Origin of the sequence: Lentzea albidocapillata, from assembly GCF_000719115.1 — a bacterium.
GTDB lineage: Bacteria > Actinomycetota > Actinomycetes > Mycobacteriales > Pseudonocardiaceae > Lentzea > Lentzea albidocapillata.
This window is the reverse complement of record NZ_JOEA01000022.1, coordinates 150,336-168,545: the sequence shown is the minus strand read 5'-3', so window position 1 is coordinate 168,545 and position 18,210 is coordinate 150,336. Positions and strand designations below refer to the sequence as shown.

General features: G+C 68.0%; 18 protein-coding genes. 7 read left to right on the top strand and 11 right to left on the bottom strand.

Going from position 1 to position 18,210, the window contains the following annotated elements; all coding sequences use genetic code 11:
- Positions 1-83: 83 nt before the first annotated feature.
- The 4 genes from IG04_RS0133015 to IG04_RS0133000 form a co-directional block, all read right to left on the bottom strand.
- Complete coding sequence (locus IG04_RS0133015) at positions 84-689, bottom strand: GTP-binding protein (protein ID WP_030480664.1); 606 nt, start codon at positions 687-689, stop codon at positions 84-86.
- Positions 670-1,254, bottom strand: a complete 585-nt coding sequence (locus IG04_RS43170) for a DUF742 domain-containing protein (RefSeq protein WP_245816672.1) — start codon at positions 1,252-1,254, stop codon at positions 670-672. The genes IG04_RS0133015 and IG04_RS43170 overlap by 20 nt, the downstream gene beginning before the upstream one ends.
- Before the next feature lie 216 nt (positions 1,255-1,470).
- Positions 1,471-1,890: a roadblock/LC7 domain-containing protein gene (locus tag IG04_RS0133005; protein ID WP_030470879.1), complete on the bottom strand. Its 420-nt coding sequence runs from the start codon at positions 1,888-1,890 to the stop codon at positions 1,471-1,473.
- The gene (locus tag IG04_RS0133000) at positions 1,887-5,237 is read right to left on the bottom strand and encodes a sensor histidine kinase (RefSeq protein WP_245816673.1); all 3,351 of its coding nucleotides are present in this window, start codon (positions 5,235-5,237) and stop codon (positions 1,887-1,889) included. Before IG04_RS0133000 ends, IG04_RS0133005 begins: the two co-directional genes overlap by 4 nt.
- A gap of 484 nt (positions 5,238-5,721) precedes the next feature.
- Here IG04_RS0133000 and IG04_RS0132995 point away from each other — a divergent pair, with 484 nt between their 5' ends.
- Positions 5,722-6,699 (top strand): ABC transporter substrate-binding protein, encoded by a 978-nt coding sequence (locus IG04_RS0132995; RefSeq protein WP_030480661.1) that lies wholly within the window; start codon positions 5,722-5,724, stop codon positions 6,697-6,699.
- A gap of 58 nt (positions 6,700-6,757) precedes the next feature.
- Here the strand turns inward: IG04_RS0132995 and IG04_RS47775 are convergent, their stop codons facing one another.
- The 4 genes from IG04_RS47775 to IG04_RS0132975 form a co-directional block, all read right to left on the bottom strand.
- A complete protein-coding gene (locus IG04_RS47775) occupies positions 6,758-7,603 on the bottom strand; it encodes an LppU/SCO3897 family protein (RefSeq protein ID WP_051771151.1) in 846 nt (281 codons plus the stop codon).
- An 83-nt stretch (positions 7,604-7,686) separates the two neighbouring features.
- Complete coding sequence (locus tag IG04_RS44430) at positions 7,687-8,244, bottom strand: LppU/SCO3897 family protein (protein ID WP_051771150.1); 558 nt, start codon at positions 8,242-8,244, stop codon at positions 7,687-7,689.
- A 146-nt stretch (positions 8,245-8,390) separates the two neighbouring features.
- Positions 8,391-8,873 carry an LppU/SCO3897 family protein gene (locus IG04_RS0132980; protein WP_030480658.1) on the bottom strand — a complete coding sequence of 161 codons (483 nt, stop codon included), beginning with the start codon at positions 8,871-8,873 and terminating at the stop codon, positions 8,391-8,393.
- A gap of 50 nt (positions 8,874-8,923) precedes the next feature.
- Positions 8,924-9,511, bottom strand: coding sequence for an LppU/SCO3897 family protein (locus tag IG04_RS0132975; protein ID WP_030480657.1), 588 nt, complete (start codon positions 9,509-9,511; stop codon positions 8,924-8,926).
- Positions 9,512-9,620: 109 nt separating this feature from the next.
- Between IG04_RS0132975 and IG04_RS0132970 the strand changes: the two genes are divergently transcribed.
- Together IG04_RS0132970 and IG04_RS0132965 are read left to right on the top strand one after the other, a co-directional pair.
- Entirely contained in the window at positions 9,621-11,261 is a 1,641-nt protein-coding gene (locus IG04_RS0132970; protein ID WP_030480656.1) for a DNA repair helicase XPB, read from the top strand.
- A complete protein-coding gene (locus tag IG04_RS0132965; protein ID WP_030480655.1) occupies positions 11,258-11,686 on the top strand; it encodes a hypothetical protein in 429 nt (142 codons plus the stop codon). The genes IG04_RS0132970 and IG04_RS0132965 overlap by 4 nt, the downstream gene beginning before the upstream one ends.
- Here the strand turns inward: IG04_RS0132965 and IG04_RS0132960 are convergent.
- Positions 11,660-12,319: a phosphonatase-like hydrolase gene (locus IG04_RS0132960; protein ID WP_036016424.1), complete on the bottom strand. Its 660-nt coding sequence runs from the start codon at positions 12,317-12,319 to the stop codon at positions 11,660-11,662. The two genes, IG04_RS0132965 and IG04_RS0132960, sit on opposite strands and share 27 nt — an antisense overlap.
- On the bottom strand, positions 12,316-13,062 hold the full coding sequence (locus IG04_RS0132955) for a GntR family transcriptional regulator (protein WP_030480653.1): 747 nt from the start codon (positions 13,060-13,062) through the stop codon (positions 12,316-12,318). Before IG04_RS0132955 ends, IG04_RS0132960 begins: the two co-directional genes overlap by 4 nt.
- Positions 13,063-13,158: 96 nt before the next feature.
- Between IG04_RS0132955 and IG04_RS0132950 the strand changes: the two genes are divergently transcribed.
- The 4 genes from IG04_RS0132950 to phnE are packed head-to-tail and all read left to right on the top strand — an operon-like array spanning position 13,159 to position 16,656.
- Positions 13,159-14,355, top strand: coding sequence for a TIGR03364 family FAD-dependent oxidoreductase (locus tag IG04_RS0132950; protein ID WP_030480652.1), 1,197 nt, complete (start codon positions 13,159-13,161; stop codon positions 14,353-14,355).
- Positions 14,355-15,239, top strand: coding sequence for a phosphate/phosphite/phosphonate ABC transporter substrate-binding protein (locus IG04_RS0132945; protein WP_030480651.1), 885 nt, complete (start codon positions 14,355-14,357; stop codon positions 15,237-15,239). The genes IG04_RS0132950 and IG04_RS0132945 overlap by 1 nt, the downstream gene beginning before the upstream one ends.
- Positions 15,239-15,856, top strand: coding sequence for a phosphonate ABC transporter ATP-binding protein (locus IG04_RS0132940; RefSeq protein ID WP_030480650.1), 618 nt, complete (start codon positions 15,239-15,241; stop codon positions 15,854-15,856). The genes IG04_RS0132945 and IG04_RS0132940 overlap by 1 nt, the downstream gene beginning before the upstream one ends.
- A complete protein-coding gene (gene phnE / locus IG04_RS0132935; protein WP_030480649.1) occupies positions 15,853-16,656 on the top strand; it encodes a phosphonate ABC transporter, permease protein PhnE in 804 nt (267 codons plus the stop codon). The genes IG04_RS0132940 and phnE overlap by 4 nt, the downstream gene beginning before the upstream one ends.
- Here the strand turns inward: phnE and IG04_RS0132930 are convergent.
- A complete protein-coding gene (locus IG04_RS0132930; protein WP_084402089.1) occupies positions 16,574-18,085 on the bottom strand; it encodes a trypsin-like serine protease in 1,512 nt (503 codons plus the stop codon). The two genes, phnE and IG04_RS0132930, sit on opposite strands and share 83 nt — an antisense overlap.
- Positions 18,086-18,210 lie beyond the last annotated feature (125 nt).

The window sequence follows — 18,210 nt, the reverse complement described above, 5'->3', positions numbered from 1 at the left end:
GCAACGACGAGGCGAGCGCCGTCCCCGAAGGTGGCGCTCGCCTCGTTCAGTTGTGTGTGCGGTCGTACTCCGGCGGAAGGAGTTCAGCCCGCGCGGACGGACATCCACTGGCGCATAGCGTGCTCCACCAGCGTGATGAGCGTCTGCTTCGTCGACTGCCGGTTACGCGCGTCGCACGTCACGATCGGCACCGACTCGTCGATCGTCAGCGCTTCGCGCACGTCCTCGATGCGGTGGTGCAGGAGGCCGTCGAAACAGTTGACGCCCACGACGTACGGCAGCTGCCGGTCGTCGAAGAAGTCGATCGAGGCGAACGCGTCGGCCAGGCGGCGGGTGTCGACCAGCACGATGGCGCCGATGGCGCCGCGTACCAGGTCGTCCCACATGAACCAGAACCGGTGCTGACCCGGTGTACCGAAGAGGTACAGGATCAGGTCGCTGTCGAGCGACACACGGCCGAAGTCCATCGCGACGGTCGTGGTGACCTTGTTGGGCGTGGCGGAGAGGTCGTCCACCCCCGCGCTGGCCTCGGTCATCACCGCCTCGGTGGTCAACGGGACGATCTCGGACACCGAGCCGACGAACGTCGTTTTGCCCACACCGAAGCCACCCGCCACCACGATCTTGGCAGACGTCGTCGGCTTCCGTGCGCCCTCGGCGCCCTGGGGACTAGAGCTTGCGAAGCCCACTGAGCACCCTCTCCAGGAATTCCATGGAAGGCCGGTCCCCCACGACCAGACCGCCCTGGTGAATCAAAACCAAACCCATGCTTGCCATGTCGCCGATCAACACCCGCACGACGCCAAGTGGCAGGCGTAGGAGTGCCGCGACCTCGGCCACCGACCGCGTGTCCACACACAGCCCGCAGATCGACCTGTGCTCGGGAAGTACTGCGGCATCCCGTTCGAGGCCCTTTTCGCTGGTCGAAATCAGCGCCTCGATAGCAAGGTCGTAGTCGGGTCGTGTGCGTCCACCGGTGCGTGTGTAAGGCCGCACCAGTGAACCCGATTCCGCAGAAGCATTCTCCTCCGGACGCACTTGAGGCTGCGCACCGGTGCTGTACGCCGGTTGGCCGCCAGTGCTGTAGACCGGATGCGGACCGGTTGTGTACGGCAGTTGTTCCGGCACGGCTTCCGGCATCTCGTGCTGGCCGAAGAGGTCCGCGCCGGGGCCACCGAACAGCCCGGAGCCGTATCCGTCTATGTCGAACCGGTTCGGCACGTCGTCGTACGGATACGACGACGAGTCGTCCACCTCACGCTGAGACATATCGCCTAGCCCTTGCCCTGTAACCCGCTCATCGTGGGGCGCGTCCTCGGTTTCCTCTGGTTCTTGGGGTATCGCGTCAGGCTCGTCGAACTGGAACCCACCAGAAGCCCACTCCTGGTAGTTGAAGTTCCTACCGAAGCCCCGGCCTCTAGCGCCAGATCTACCAGCCATTTGTTCTCACCCCTGAACTTCAGATGAGGTCTAGCGACGGACCACGCCCTGAAGCTGCGCGCGCAGCTCAGGGGTGAGTTGTTGACCGACTCTCTCCACCAACAGCGTCATCTCGTAGGCCACGAGGCCGATGTCACAGTTGGGTGCCGCCAGGACGGCAAGGCAAGAACCGTCACTGATCGACATGAGGAACAGGTACCCCCGCTCCATCTCGACGACCGTCTGGTTGACCCCGCCTGCTTCGAAGCAGCGGGCAGCACCCTGGGTGAGGCTGACCAGTCCGGACGCGACCGCGGAAAGCTGCTCTGCACGGTCCCGGGGCAGGCCCTGGGATCCCGCGAGCAACAGCCCGTCCGCGGACACCACAACGGAATGTGCCACTCCGGGCACCCTCCGCACGAAGTCGGTGATAAGCCAACCAAAGCTGCCTGGCTGCGCTGCGGTCGTCACTCCTGCTCCTCGTTCTGCCGGCTCGACTGGTCACCAGCGTATGCCTCGATCAATGCGTGCCGGCCTCGCTTGACACCACTCTGCAGGCTCGACATCCGTCCGCGCACCGCGTCAGCGGTACGGGGCGGCAGCGGCGGGCGCTGTGCTGTCTGCGACAGGGACTGCGGCTTGGGTGCTGCAGATCCTGGCACGAGCTGAGCCTTCGGTGTCCGTTTCGGCAATCCTGCCGTGGTCTTCGTCTCCGGCGTCTTGTTCAACAACGCCTGAGCCGCGTGCCATCCCTCATCGGCAGGCGATTGCCAAGCCGACTCGGAAGTAGGTGCCGCCGCTGGAGTCTCCTCCACAACGGGCTCGGGATCCACAACTCGCTCCTGCTCGGCGGGTGCGGGTACTTCCTCGACCGCCGGCTGGACCTTCGAGCGCGGCGTGCGCACAGGAAGACCAGCGGCCGACGTGGTGGTGGGTGCCACCGCCGGTACAGGCTTGCGGGTCCGGGTCGGCAGCTCCGGTTCGGGCCCGTCCGAGAGCGGCGGGGTCGACGGAGGCTCGTCGATGTAGTCGACAGAGCGCTTGTCGGTCCCGCCGAGCCTCGACTCGACGTGTCCGTTGGTGGCGGCCGGTGCATCGTCCTCGGCGGCCGCAGGGACCGGCTGAGCGGCCGATGCGGACGTCTCGCTGCCCACGGCCTGGAACCACTGCGACAGGACGGCCTCGTAGATCGGGAGGCGTTCGGTCGGGGCGTCCAGGTCGTGCTCGATCTTCTTGCGCGAGGCGTCCGAGGTCCCGTTGCGGTGACCCATCCCGATGTCGAGACGACCCTCGTCGGCCGAGGCACGCGAGATGCCGTTGGACGAGACGGGCTCGTCCTCGATCGGCGGGATCGGCACGAACTGGGTGGTCTCGTAGCCGGGCTCGAAGGAGATCTCGCCGGCCTCTTCGTTGCGGTCCTCGTAGGCCGTGAAGAGGGTGGGCTCGCCGAACGAACCCTCCGGCTCGACCGCCGCGAGCTGGTCGCGGCGCCACCGCTCGGACGGCGTCACGTCCTCGATCGGCGGGTCGCTGTACACGGGGATCGCCGTCGCGCCCGCACCGGTGTCGGTGATCGAGCTGGGCACGAAGTTGACCGGGATGCTCGGGCTCGACTCGTCGATCCGCGGCGTGAAACCCGTGGTCCCGGTGGTACCGGTGGCACCGCCGAAGGCGCCGGCGATGCCGCTGGCCCTGACTGCGGTGGTGCCGATCTCCGTCGTGTGCTCGGCCGGCGGCATCGGCATCGGCATCGCCGGTGCCGACGCGGACGGCGACATGCCGAACGCGGAGGCCAGCGAACCGGAACCGGACGGCGGGGTCGAGACCGGTGCCTGGCCGGGGATCGCGGTGAGCGTCTCCGGCACGATCACCAGCGCCGTCGTGCCGCCCTCGATGTCCTCGTTGCCACGCAGGCGGACCTTGATGTCGTGGCGCTTGGCAAGCCGCGCGACCACGTACAGGCCCATCCGGCGGGAGACGGCGACGTCGACTTCCGGCGGGTCTGCCAGCCGGTCGTTGGCTTCGATGATCTCCTGCTCGCCCATGCCCACGCCGCGGTCCTGGATCTCGATCGCCAGCTCGCCCTTGCGGGTCTTGGCCGTGCGAACGGTGACCTTGGTGACCGGGTCGGAGAACGCCGTGGCGTTGTCCAGCAGCTCGGCGATGAGGTGCACGAGGTCGTTGACCGCGCGGCCCTGGACCGTGAGGTCCGGGGTCTGACCGACCTGCACGCGGGCGTACTGCTCGACCTCGGAGACCGCGGCGCCGAGGACCTCGGCGGCCGGAACGGGCCGGGTCAGGCGGCGCGACAGGTCCGTACCCGAGAGGACCAGCAGGTTCTCCGAGTTGCGGCGCATGCGGGTCGCGAGGTGGTCGAGCTCGAACAGCGAGGCCAGCTGGTCCGGGTCCTGCTCGTCCTGCTCCAGCCGGTCGATCAGGTTCAGCTGGCGTTCGACCAGGGCCTGCGACCTGCGGGACAGGTTGACGAACATCGCGTTGACGTTGTCACGCAGGAGGGCCTGCTGGGCGGCCAGTCGCACCGCTTCACCGTGCACCGCGTCGAACGCGCGCGCCACTTGGCCGATCTCTTCCCGCGTGTGCACCGGCACCGGCTCGACGGCGGTCTTGGCCGCGTCCTCCGGGTTGGCGTCCGCGAGGATCCGCTCGACCGCGTCGGGAAGACCGTGGTCGGCGACGTCGAGGGCGGTGCGGCGCAGGATGCGCAGCGGGTTGAGGATCGAGCGGGCGACGAACAGCGCCATCAGCAACGCGAGCGCGAGGATCGCGAGCACGATGCCGGACTCGACGTACGCCCTGGTCCGGGTCTCGCCGGCCAGCACGTCGGTCTTGGTCTGCAGCTGCTCGACCAGCAGGTTCTCGACGTCACGGGTCAGGTTGACCGTCAGCGTGGCGGCGATGTCCCACTTCTCGGGCGTGATCTGGGTGAAGTCCTTCGCGCCCGCCTGCTGGTTGATCGCCGATTCCTGCATGTCGTTCGCGTTGTCGACGATGAGGCCGGTGACGGTGTCGTCGTAGATCTTGGCCTGCTCGGGCGTCGCGGACTTGCGGAAGTCGTTGCGGGCCGCTTCGAGCTCGGCGTTCGCGGCCTGCAGGGAACGCAGCTGGGCCGGGGTGAAGGCCTTGCGCTGGAAGACGTCCAGGAGGATCGCCCGTTTGAGCGACTCCTGCTCCTTGATGCGCGCGATGGCGTTCGTGGTCAGGTGCAGTCGCACCAGTTCCGGGTCGCTGATCTCGGAGATCGTCTGCTCGCCGAGCCCGAGGAGCGTCTCGATCGACTCCGAGTAGGTGCGCTGGACGGCCTCGGCGGGGTACTGCGTGTCGCGCACCGAGTTGCGGAGGCTGTTCAGGCGGTCGAGCTGCTTGGCCGCGACCTGGAAGCGCTCGACGGCAGCCGAGTTCAGGTCGGAGCTGAGTTCGGCGATCCTGTTGCTGAACGCCTCGCTGGTGTCGTTCACGCGGCGCAGCTGCCGTTCGAGAACGACCCTGTCGACCTTCTTGTTCGACGCGACGTAGCTGACCGACAGGTCGCGTTCGCGCTGCAACTGCTGCACCAGGTCCGCGACCGCGGTCTCGAGGCGGATCTGGTTCGCGAGGTTGTTGAACTCCGTCGCGGCCTCGAGGTCGCTACGGACTCGCAGACCACCCAGGGCGAGCGCACAGACCGTCGGGATGAGCAGAACGGCGAGCAGCTTCGTGCGCAACCGCCAGTTGCGCAGGCGCCATCCCGCGGATCGGGCAGATCCCGAACCGGGCCCGGCTCCGGCGTCGTGCTTCACCGGGTCCGGTGTCACGCTCATCGGTCCGTTACCCAGCGCAGCCAGTCCGTCACCCGATTCGGGCCTTTCGGAGCGTGTGGTGTCACCCACGCCAAACTGGCTGGGACCTCTCTCACGTCGGGCCACTCTGGGCTTCCTCTTCCAGCAGCAGTGTCCCGGTCTCTCCCCAGGACCGAGCATGGACTCGTCAAACGGGCCGAATTGCAGCACAGGGGTTGTTCGCCCGGTGAGGCGCCCTACCCCGTCTGAAGACACGTAGGTCTACTACGACCTGTGCCACCCGAGCCGGAAGGGTAATGGTCACCCCCTCCCCGGGGGAAGTCTCCAGAAGCACTCACCGTATCGAGATGGGGTGTCGTTTCATACGTTCAGGTGGTTAACATCCCCGGATGTCGGCACACCCCACGTCCGTCCGAACTCCCAGTTGGGACTGCGGACGCCCTGGTCTGTGGTGACACTCACTGATCGATTCGAAGCTACCCAAGCCCTACCGGCGAGAGGTGCCATGGCTACCCGAGCCACAGCTCTGCGGCTTGCTGCAGTGCTCATCACGTGTGTTCTGACCGCGAGCTGCGGCCTGTTCGGAAGTTCGTCGAACGGCGGCAACGCGGACGTGGAGCGCAACGTCATCCGCATCGGCGTGCTGCCCGTCGTCGACGTGGCCCCGTTGCGGATCGCGCTGACCGAGAAGCTGTTCGAGAAGGCCGGTCTGCAGGTCAACCTGGTCACCCAGCCCAGCGAGGCAGAGGCCATCAAGCAGCTGGACACCACTCTCGACCTCACGTGGGCGACACACGTCAGCCTCTTCCGCGCGGTCGCCGAGGGCACCGAGCTGCAGCTGCAGGGCGAGGCTTACCAGGCCGGCCCGAACTCGATGGCGCTGGTCGCGGACGCCCGGTCGGACTACGACGACCCCGGCAAGAAGGCCCAGCCGACGATCGCCGTGAACAGCGAGACCGACATCGGCGCGCTGACCACGCGTGCCGTGCTGGACACCGCCGCGGTCGAGAAGCAGAAGATCAAGTTCAGGCCGATGGCGTACGCCGACATGGAGGCCGCGCTCACGGCCGGGCAGGTCGACGCGGCGTTCATGATCGAGCCCTTCATCACGAAGGCGCAGCGCAAGATCGGCGCGAAGATCGTCACCGACACCGCCCGCGGCCCGACACTGGACTTCCCGATGTCCGGCTACGCGTCGTCGAAGAAGTTCGCCGAGGCGAACCCGAAGACGATGAAGGTGTTCCGGGACGTACTGCGCCAGGCGCAGCAGCGCGCGCAGGCCAACAAGCTCGCCGTGCAGGACTCGCTGACCAGCTACGCGGACGTCGACGCGGCGACCGCGGCCCTGGTGTCGGTGGGCACGTTCCCGTTGTCGCTGAACCCGATCCGGCTCCAGCGCGTCGCCGACATGATGGACACCGAGGACGTGCTGTCCGGGCGTCTGGACGTGCAGCAGCTACTGCCGCCTGGCACGACCAACTAGTTGCTTCGTGGCATGAGAAATGGCGGACCGGAGAACCGGCCCGCCATTTTTCGTGCGGTCACTTTCCGCCCGCGGCCGAGATGCAGTAGGTGATGCCCGGAGCGGGTTCCGCGTAGGCGACGGCCGTCGCCTCACCGCAGTCCGCGGTGGCCGCCCGGACGACCTTCTCGACCTTCAGGACCTTCTGGACGGCGAACTGGTTGTTGCCCTTGGAGCAGTCGACGACCTTCATGCCGTCCATCTTCACCTTCACGAGTTCTTCCTCGTAGCACTTGCCCTCTTCGAGCTTCTCGACGAGGCAGAGCTTCAGCGAGGAGCTGCGCCGGCCGGACTCGGTGTACTCGGCGTAGTCCTCGCTCGGGCACGCCTCCTTCGTGGAGTTCATGGCCTTGGCGATGAAGTAGTTCGCCTCGGCCGCGGAGCAGTCGACCTTCTTGTACGTCGGCTTGAACGTGGTGCCCGTGAGGCTCGCGCAGTCGCCCGGCTTGGCCGACGGCTCGGTGATGGCGCTCAGGCCGCCGCCGATCAGGACCTTCACCAGGATGCCGACGCCGACGAGCACGACGATGGTGACGATCGAACCGATGATCTTGCCGGCGCCGCTCTTCTTGGGCGGCGGGCCGTAGGGCATCGGCTGACCTGAGGGCTGGCCGGGCATCTGGCCGGGAGGCGGACCGTACTGGCCCGGCTGCTGGGCGTACGGGTCGCCGGGCTGACCGGGCTGACCGGGCTGTCCGTAGGGCTGACCGGGCTGTCCCGGCTGGCCCGGGTAGCCCTGCTGGGGCGGCTCACCGTACGGGTTCGGCTGGCCGTACGGGTTCGGCTGGCCGTACGGCTGCTGCGGCTGTCCACCGGGAGGCGGTCCGTAGGGCCCTGGCTGCTGGGGGTAGTTGGGGTCGGTCACTGGATTCCTCTCGGATGAGTCACGCGAAAGACAGCGAAACCGGAGCCGTGGGACACGACTCCGGTTTCGCTGGATCAAGCCTGTTACGCGGGCGCGCCGACGCAGTAGTGCAGCTTCGCCTCGGGGAAGGACTGCGGTTCCTCGCCCTCCGCGCACTGCGGTGCGGCGGTGTCCTTGACGACCTTCGTCACCTTGAAGGCGGCCGACTCGTTGCACTCGACGGCCTTCGCGCCGACGCCGCCGGTGTTCTCGGCGTAGCACTTGCCCTCGGCGAGAAGCGGTGCGAGGCACAGCTTCGTCTTCGGGCCACGGCGCTGCGTCTGCGTGTACTCGTCGTAGCCCTTGCCACACGCCTCGCTCGTGCCGCCGGCCTTGCCGACCGTGTAGTTCGCCTCGGCGGCGCCACAGTCGACCGGCTTGTACTCCGGGCTGGTCGACGTGCCGGTGACGACGGCGCAGTCGCCGGCCTTCGCCTGCGCGACGTCGCTGCTGAAGTAGTTGAACGCGTAGAACGCGCCACCGACGACGATCAGGCCGACGATGTAGGTCAGGATCCGCTTGCCGATGCTCGACTTCTTCGGCGCGGGCTCCTGCGTGGGCTCCGGCGCTGACGCGGGCGAAGCGGATTCAGTCGTGCTCATGCGGTTCTCTCATTTCCGAATACCCCAGATGGCCCATGCCCCCCGACACAGCCGGAGCAGACAGTGCCATGTGGCGCAGGAAAGCGCTCAGGCTTTACGGAAACGTTACGGCCGCTTGGATCACATGGCGGTCGCGGTGCAGCAGGTCACTGCTTCTGGTCGCCGCGTTCCAGGCAGAAGGTGACCGCGGGCTCGGGGAAGACCGCCGCGCGCGAGTCCCCGCAGACGGTGCGGTCGGTCTTGCCGCTGAACACCTTGGCGACCTTCACCGAGTCCTTCGTGGAGCAGTCGACCTTCGCGATGCCGCTCTCGGAGTCCTGGCCGTAGCAGGCGCCCTCGACGAAGTTCGGCATGAGGCACAGCGTGGCGTCGCCCGTGTACGTCGAGTAGTCCATGCCGCCGGACGGGCAGGCCTTCTCGTTCCAGTCGAGGACCTTCGCGATCTTGACGTTCGCCTGCTCGGAACCGCAGTCGAGCGCCTGGTACGTCGGGTTCTCGAGCGCGCCGGAGATCCGCGCGCAGTCGCCGGCCCGCGCCGCCGTGGCCACGTCGCCGAGCTGGTTCACGACGAACCCGCCGAGCAGCACGAGGGCAAGGACAACGGCGATACCCAGGCCGACCTTCTTCATGGCCTGGGTATCGGCGTCAGAAGGGGTTCAACTCAACCGAGTTCACCCGATCAGGATCCTTCGTGGACACCCATGCAGTAGACCGAGGCCGGCTCGCTGAACCTCAGCTCGCTGGAGCCCTCCGGGCACACCGAGCCCTCCTCGGGCAGCCCGTCGACCTTCTTCACGATCTTCACCGGCGAGTCCGTCGTGCACGCCTCCTTCTTGAAGGCGCCGTCGTCGCTCGACGTGTAGCAGTTGCCCTCGGCGAGGTTCGGCATCAGGCACATCGACTTGTCACCGCCCGACCGCATCTGCTCGTAGATGCCCTCGGCGGGACACTGGTCCTCGGCGTTGTTCAGCACGGCGGCGACCCGGTGCGTGGCGGTGGCGTCGTCGCAGCTCTTCGACGAGATGTCCCAGTCGCCGTCCGGTTTGTCCACGTCCTTGGGCGAGGCGCTCACGCAGTCGCCGACACCGGTGGAGTTGAGTGCCGTCAGCCCCCACACGCCGCCGCCGACGAGCACGACCGCCAGCACGCCGACGATGACGAACTTCAGCCAGCTGTTCTTCTTGGGCGACTCGTCGGTCTCGGTCTCCGCGGGTTCCGGGGTCACCACGGCCGGCGGCTCGACGGGATCAGTCGACTCGGTGCTCATGGGCGAGAACGTACGACACGGCCTGTTGGCTTCGTGTGTCGCCTCACAGTTGTCGTCACCAGTTGACGCAGGTCGAACGCATTTGGCGTCGTCAGGGAGACTTGTCGGCGTGACCGATGGCCCATTGATCGTCCAGTCGGACAAGACCCTGCTACTCGAGGTCGACCACCCGCTCGCCAACGACGCGCGCACGTCCATCGCGCCGTTCGCCGAGCTGGAGCGGGCTCCGGAGCACGTGCACACCTATCGCGTGACGCCGTTGGCCCTGTGGAACGCCCGAGCGGCCGGGCACGACGCCGAGCAGGTGGTCGACGCTCTGGTGCGGTTCAGCCGCTACCCGGTGCCGCAGCCGCTGCTGGTGGACGTGGTCGACACGATGGGCCGCTTCGGGCGGCTGGTGCTGACCAACAGCCCCGTGCACGGGCTGGTCCTGCATTCCAACGACCGTGCGGTGCTCGAAGAGGTGCTCCGCAACAAGAAGATCGCGCCGATGTTCGGGGCCCGCATCGACGACGACACCGTCATCGTGCACCCGAGCGAGCGCGGGCGGCTCAAGCAGCTGCTGCTCAAGGTCGGGTGGCCGGCCGAGGACCACGCCGGGTACGTCGACGGCGAGGCGCACGCGATCGAGCTGGAGGAGACCGACTGGAAGCTGCGCGACTACCAGCGGATGGCCGCCCAGGCGTTCTGGGCCGGCGGGAGCGGCGTCGTCGTGCTGCCCTGTGGCGCGGGCAAGACGCTGGTCGGCGCGGCGGCGATGGCCGAGGCCCAGGCGACCACGCTGATCCTGGTCACGAACACCGTGGCCGGCCGGCAGTGGAAGCGGGAGCTGATCGCGCGCACCTCGCTCACCGAGGAGGAGATCGGCGAGTACTCGGGTGAACGCAAGGAGATCCGCCCGGTCACGATCGCGACCTACCAGGTGATCACCCGCAAGTCGAAGGGCGAGTACAAGCACCTGGACCTGTTCGACTCGCGCGACTGGGGCCTGATCGTCTACGACGAGGTCCACCTGCTGCCCGCGCCGGTGTTCCGGATGACCGCCGACCTGCAGTCGCGTCGCCGTCTCGGACTCACCGCGACGCTGGTGCGCGAGGACGGCCAGGAGGGCGACGTCTTCTCGTTGATCGGGCCGAAGCGGTACGACGTGCCGTGGCGCGACATCGAGGCGCAGGGCTGGATCGCTCCCGCCGAGTGCACCGAGGTGCGGGTGACCCTCACCGACAACGAGCGGATGCAGTACGCGACGGCCGAGCCGGAGGAGCGCTACAAGCTCTGTTCGACGGCCCGGACCAAGATCCCGGTGGTCAAGCGGGTACTGGAGAAGCATCCCGGCGAGCCGACGCTCGTGATCGGTGCTTATCTGGACCAGCTCGACGAACTGGGCGAGGAACTGGGGGCGCCGGTGATCAAGGGATCGACGAAGAACAAGGAGCGCGAGGAGCTGTTCGACCAGTTCCGCAAGGGCGAACTCCGCACCTTGGTGGTGTCCAAGGTCGCGAACTTCTCCATCGACCTGCCCGAGGCGTCCGTCGCCATCCAGGTGTCCGGCACGTTCGGCTCGCGGCAGGAGGAGGCCCAGCGCCTCGGCCGGATCCTGCGCCCCAAGGGCGACGGCCGGCAGGCGCACTTCTACTCGGTCGTCTCGCGGGACACGCTCGACACCGACTACGCCGCCCACCGGCAGCGGTTCCTTGCCGAGCAGGGCTACGCGTACAAGATCGTCGACGCGGACGACCTGGTCGGATGACCTCCTGGTGGATGTGGAACCCGGCCGGAACCCCGCCCGTGCGGCGGTTCCGGTCGGAGGAAGCACTCGCCCGGTCGGCACCGGACACGCAGGTCGTCCGGTCCGCCGACTTCACCTGCCCTGCCCAACGCCGCCGCGCCACGGCCATGCGTTCGGACTTCCAGCGCGTGACGGGCGACCCGGTGCAGGTCGCCCTGGTCGAGCAACGGCTCTGGACGCTGCTCGTCGCGTTGCGCCGGGCCCAGCCCCTCCGCGACGCGCTGGCGAGCGCCGTACCCAGACCGGGCCGGGCGGCGCTGGTCGCGGAGCCGTCGCGCGAGCTGGCCGAGTTCGACCGGCGCTTCGACCAGTTCGCGGACGCGTTGCGGGTCCTGGTCGCGGACCCGACGCCCGAGCAGCTACGCCACACCGCCGCCCTGGACTAGTACAGGGATCTCGGCGACGCTTTTGAGCAGGTGTGTGTGCCGGACGGCGCCGAGTTCCTCCGCCGTCTGGCTGCCGCTGAGCACGCCGACGACGAACGCCGCGCCCGCGTTCATGCCCGCCTGCAGGTCTCTCGTGGTGTCGCCGGCGGTCAGCACCCGCCGGACGTCCGTGACGCCGGTCAGCTCCATCGCCCGGTGGATCATGTACGGCGCCGGACGGCCGGCCCTCACGTCGTCCACGCACACCACCGCGTCCAGCACGCCCTCGCGCCAGCCGAGGACGTCGAGCAGCCCGTCCACGACGGGCCTGTCGAAGCCGGTGGTCAGCGCGACCTTGGCTCCGTTGCTCCGCAGCTGCGCCAACGCTTCCGGCACACCGGGGATCGGCGTCGGCGGCGTCTCGGCGTAGTACTTCGCGAGCCGCTCGTGGAAGTCCCTGAACTCGGCGTCCACTTCGGACTTCCCAAGCATCGCCGAGATCGCCTCGTACTTGTCGGCACCCATCCAGTCGCCGACGTTCTGCGCTGACCCGCCGGCCGCGATCACCGTGTCCGCCAGCGCTTTGTAGACCAGCCCGTGTTCCTCCACGGTCGTGCCGGCGATGTCCAGCACCACGAGGTCGATCCGGTTCACGAAGCCCTCCAGTCCCGCAGCAGCGCCGGGTGCGCCTGCTGGGAGTTCTCGATCGAGAAGCTGACCATGTCCGGGCGGTAGCGGTCGTCGGAGTGCTCGACCGGCCGTCCGTCCATTCCGGACGCACACCGCCGTTCCCGCAGAAGTGGTGCCCCCAGAGCGACTTCCAGCAGCTCGCTGTCCTGCGCGTCGGCTGCGACGGCGTCGATCTGGTGCCGCGCGACGGTCATGTCGACGCCCTGCTCCCCCAGGTACGCGTAGAGCGATCCGCTGTCGCAGTCGAAGTCGAACAGCAGGCGCCCCACCGGTTCCACGAACGTCGTGCGCTCCAGCATCGTCGGCCTGCCGTCGATCAGCCGCTGTCTGAGCAGCTGCACCACCGGCGTGCCCTCGTCGAGCTGGAGGGCGTCGGCGATGTCGGCGTCGGCCGGGCGGCGCGCGATCTCCAGGGTTCGCTGCCCCGGCACGTGCCCGAGGCCCGCGGCCCAGCTGGAGAACGACAGGAACGTCTCGAACGGCTGCGACAACGTGTGCCTGCGCACCACCGCCGGCTTGCCGCGTCCGCCGCCGATCATGCCCTCGGCCCTGAGCGACGTCAGCGCCTGCCGGACCGGCGCGCGCGAGGCATTCCACTGCGCGCCCAGCTGCGACTCGGACGGCACGGGATCTCCGACGGCCAGTTCACCGGAGGCGATGCGGCGCCGCAGGTCGGCCGCGATGCGCTCATGCAGGGGCATCTCCATGCCGCTGAGGGTACATGTCATGACAAGTCTGAACTCCAAGTGAACACATCAGAACAGCCATTGCTTCTGGTTCTGCTGCCGCTCATCGTTCCTGTCATGACAAGTGTGGACCTGGTGGTCGTCGGCGCGGGCATCGTCGGGCTCGCGCACGCCTGGCACGCGGTGCAGCGGGGGCTCTCCGTCGCCGTGGTCGAGCGTGACGAGCACGCGGCCGGGGCTTCCGTGCGCAACTTCGGGCACGGGTGCTTCACCGCTCAGGACGGGGTGGCGTTCTCGTACGCGATGGCCGCTCGTGCCGAGTGGCTCACGCTTGCCCGTGAGGCCGGGTTCTGGTTGCGGGAGTCCGGGACGCTTGTCGTGGCTCGCGAGGTGGACGAGCTCGCGGTGCTTGAGGAGTTCGCCGAGGTCCGCGACGTCGAATTGTTGAACAATTCTACGCACGGATCGTTCAACAATCCCACGCGTGGATCGTTCAACGATCGAACCACCGGCCACGCTGAGCAGCCCGCCCGCCGAAGCGTCGGATTGTTCAACAATCCAACGACGGGATTGTTCAACAATCCCTCGATCCTCGGCGCCGCCTTCCTACCCCTCGACATCCGCGTCAACCCACGCGAAGCCGTCCACGCGATCGCAGGATTGTTGAACGATCGGGGCGTCACGTTCCACTGGTCGACCAACGTGCTCACCGTCGAGCCGGGCCTGGTCCGCACCTCCCGCGGCGAGATCCGCTGCCGCGCGGCGGTCGTAGCCGTAGGCCACAACGTCGACAGGTTCTTCCCCGAGATCGCCGAGAAGCGCGAGATCCAGCGCTGCCGGCTGCGAATGCTGCGCGTCGCGCACGGCGGCGTGATCGACCCGGCCGTGCTGACCGGGTTCTCGATGCTGCGCTACGACGCGTTCGCGCGGTGCCCAAGCATCGAGAAGGTCCGCGAACGCCTCACGAACGACCACCCCGAGCTGGTCGAAGCCGGGCTGAACCTGATGTTCACCCAGCTCCCCGACGGCTCGCTCACGATCGGCGACACCCACCACTACAGCCGCACGGTCGACCCGTACCGGTCCGAGGACCTGGACGACCTGGTGCTCACCGAGACGGCCCGGCTGCTCGGCGTTCCCTCGCTCCGCGTGCTCGAACGCTGGCGCGGTATCTACGCGTCCGCCCCCGAACCCTTCCTGACCGCGACGCCCGCTCCGCTCACCAGGGCCGTCTCGGTCACCTCCGGCATCGGCATGACCACCGCGCTCGGCCTCGCCCCGGCCGTGCTCGACGACCTCCTCCAGGAGATGTGATGAGAACCCTCGGCGTTGTTCTCGCTGCGGCGTTGGCCCTGACAGCTTGTGGCACCACGAACTCCGCTTCGAGCGGTGGTGACTGTCCGAACGGCAAGGTGCGTTTCGGCGTCGAGCCGTACGAGGACCCGGCGAAGCTCAAGCCCGCCTACGAGGTGCTCGCGAAGGCGTTGGCGACCAAGCTCGGCTGTGAGGTCGAGCTGCAGGTCGTCGACGACTACGCGGCCGAGGTGCTGGCGATGCGCAACGGCAAGCTGGAGATCGCCCAGTTCGGTCCGCTCGGTTACGTCTTCGCGTCGCAGAAGGCCAAGGCGGAGCCCATGGTGTCGTTCGCGGACGGTTCCGGGAAGCTCACCAGCTACACCGCCGGCATCTGGGTCGCGAAGGACTCGCCCGCGCGGACGATCGAGGACCTGGCCGGCAAGTCGCTCGCCCTGAGCAGCGTCGGATCGGCTTCCGGTGACGCGCTTCCCCGCTACGGCTTGAAGAAGCACAACGTCGCCGACGTGAAGCTCGACTACGCGGGCGGGCATCCCGAGGCCATGCTCTCGCTGATCAACGGCAAGGTGGACGCAGCCGAGATCAACAGTCAGCAGCTCGCGACGGCCAAGGGCACCGGCACTTTCGACGAGTCGAAGTTCCGCCAGATCTGGAAGTCCGAGCCGATCCCTAACGACCCGATCACCGTGCGCGGCGACCTCGACCCGGCGTTCAAGGACAAGGTGCGCAAGGCGTTGCTGGAGCTCTCGCCGGCCGATGTCGAGAAGGTCGGCGCGTTCCTCGACGTCACCCCGCCCGGGCCGCTCGTGCAGGTGAACAACGACACGTACAAGGTGCTCTTCGACCTCGCGACCACGCTCGGGCTCCAGGAAGAGGACGTCTGATGCTCGCCATCCGCGGCCTGCGCAAGTCGTTCGGCGGCCGCACCGTGCTGGACGGCTTCGACCTCTCGGTCGAACCCGGTGAGTTCGTGGCGCTGCTCGGGCCGAACGGCTCGGGCAAGTCCACGGTGTTGCGTTGCGTGGTCGGGCTGGAAACTCCCGACGGAGGCGAGGTCGAGGTCGGCGGGAACGCCGCGATGGTGTTCCAGAAGATCCACCTGGTCGGCCGCCGCAACGCCTTGGACAACGTCTGCTCCGGCGCTCTGGGACGGCTTCCGCTGCACCGCTCGTTCTTCTTCCCGCAGGACGTCCGGGAAGAGGCGATGGTTTGCCTGGAGAGGGTCGGACTCGCGGACCGTGCGCTGGACCGTTGCGCGCGGCTTTCCGGTGGGCAGCAACAACGTGTGGCGATCGCGCGCGCGTTGTGCCAGCGCGCCAACGTGATCCTCGCCGACGAACCGGTGTCGGCGCTCGACCCGCAGGCCGCGGTGCAGGTGATGGAGCTGCTCAAAGCCTTGGCAGGCGACGGAATGGCGGTGGTGGCCGTGCTGCACCAACCGGAGCTCGCGCGCACCTACGCGGATCGCGTCGTGGAGATGAAGGCGACGGTGGCGGCATGAGTGTCACGGCTTCTCCGAAGCTCGCGGTTCCTCGCCGCCGCTGGCCCACGCCCGTCGTCTGGGTCGTGGTGGCGGTCTTCCTCGTCGTGCACGTGCTTGCCTGGCAGGCCACGGAGTTCTCGCCCGCCGCGCTGATCGCGGGCTGGGAGGGGATGGCCGACTTCCTCGCCGAGTCGTTGCCACCGGACTTCTCGGTGCTCGGGAAGTCGTTGGAAGCGGCAGTGATCACGCTCTACATCGGACTGCTCGGCACCACGTTCTCGATCCCCTTCGCCTTGGCACTGGCTCTTCTGGCCTCCAGGGCGACGACATCGGCGGCGTGGGCGCAGCAGGCGGCCCGTGCGGTGCTGTCGTTCCTGCGCTCGGTGCCGGACGTGGTGTTCGCGCTGATCTTCGTGACGGCGGTGGGGCTCGGGCCGTTCGCCGGTGTGCTCGCGCTGGTGTTCCACAACACCGGCGTGATGGGCAAGCTCTGGGCCGAGGCGATGGACGAGAGCGACCGCGGGCCGCGCGACGCGGTGAAGGTGACCGGTGCGTCCGGTCCGCAGATCGCGCTGCACGCGGTGCTCCCGACCGTGCTGCCTTCCCTGGCGGGACTTCTGCTCTACCGGCTGGACGTGAACGTGCGGTCGTCGCTCGTGCTCGGCCTGGTCGGCGCGGGCGGGATCGGCTTCCTGATCAACCAGTCGATCAAGCTGTTCCGGTTCGACGAGATGGTCACGCACATCCTCGTGGTGCTGCTTCTCGTGGTCGTGGTCGACCAGGCTTCTGGCTGGGTGCGCAAGCGGCTAGGTGCTTGACCTGCTGGCCGTAGCGGGCGCCTTGGCGCACGGTCACCGAGCCGTCCGCCGCGACCTCGCAGGGGTTGTTCGCCGTGCACTGCTCACCGCTGTCGTTGCCGGTGCTGTGCACGCCGACGACGGTGACGCCGTCCTTGAGCACGATCGGTGAGCCCGAACCACCGTGCGACGGCGTGCACGCGGGGTCGTAGCGGTAGGCGTTGTCCTGCGTGTAGCCCTCTTCGCGCAGATGCGGGACGACGGCCTCGATGGTGCAGCTGAAGCGCTTGCCGTTGCCCGCCGAGATGATGTCGACGCGTTGTCCTGGCCTGGCTGACCTGTCCGAGAGCTTGAAGATCTTCACGCCCTTGGCCTTGAGCTGGGCGTACGTCTGGTCGAGCTCGAAGAGCGCGGTGTCGGTGCCGGTCATGGTCGCCGAGACGAGGCGCCTCGTCTCGGTTTTGGCCTGCAGGTAGCCCTGGCGGTCGCCGATGGTCACCGGGAGCTTGATCGCGACGTCCCTCCGGGTCTCGCCGGGTGCAAGACGTTCCGGGACGCAGTGGCCGTTGGTGAGCAGAAGCGCCTGGTCACCGGGCTTGCTGTGATCGGTCCTGACCACGGACGCCGAGCAGACTCCCGCCAGTGACGCGGCGCCCTCGAGGTTCGGGACAGGAGTGTCCGGCGGGTTGATCTTCCCCGTGACGACGTCGTCGATCCAGCCCTTGAAGTGGTGGACGTCGGTGTACATCACCGGGCGGTCGTCACCACCCGAGCCGCTCACGAGGCCGGCGATCACCCAGCGGTCGCCTTCGCGAACGAGTGCGGGGCCGCCGGAGTCCATGTTCGTGGCGGCGACGCTGCCGTCCAGCGCGCCGATGCACAACTCGCGATCAGCGTGGATGCCGTCGCAGGCGGCGGCCGGCTGGATCACGGTGTCCGCCTCGCGCAGCTTCTGCGGATAGCACTCGGGCGCACGACGGTCGCACGTCATGCCCCAACCGAGGATCCGCGTGCCCGTGCCTTCGGCGGGCCGGGCCGACGGCAGCGTGACGGGCTTGGTCCTCGCGTTCTTCCTCAGCTTCAGCAGGCCGATGTCGCCGTCGTGGACGGGATTGGGCGAGTAGGTGATGAACCGCTCGACCTCGATCACCTCGCCGCCGCTGCCCGCGTCGAGCGTGCCGAGCCGCACCGACCAGTTCTTCGGCCTGCCGACTTGGGCGAGGCTAGGGTTGTTGCGGGTGCAGTGGCCCGCGGTGACGGCCCAGCCCGGCGCGACCAGCGTGACGCCGCAGGTGTGGCCGTCCGCGCGCGGCGAGTCGGGGCGCTGCAGCGAGCCGGAGAACGGGTAGGGCGCCTGGGCTTCGACACCGCCTCTGATGGCCAGCGCCGGGGTGACGGTGGTGATCACCGCGATGGCCGCGAAGCTCATCGTCAGTAGCACTTTTCGCATGTCACAGAGGCTGTCGAACCTGTGTCCGCGCGGCGTGATGGCTCTGCAACAACTGCGCACGGACGGTCGTTACGCAACGATGACGTCGCACGAACGTCCCCATGAGACCCATCGGGAAGGCTGGA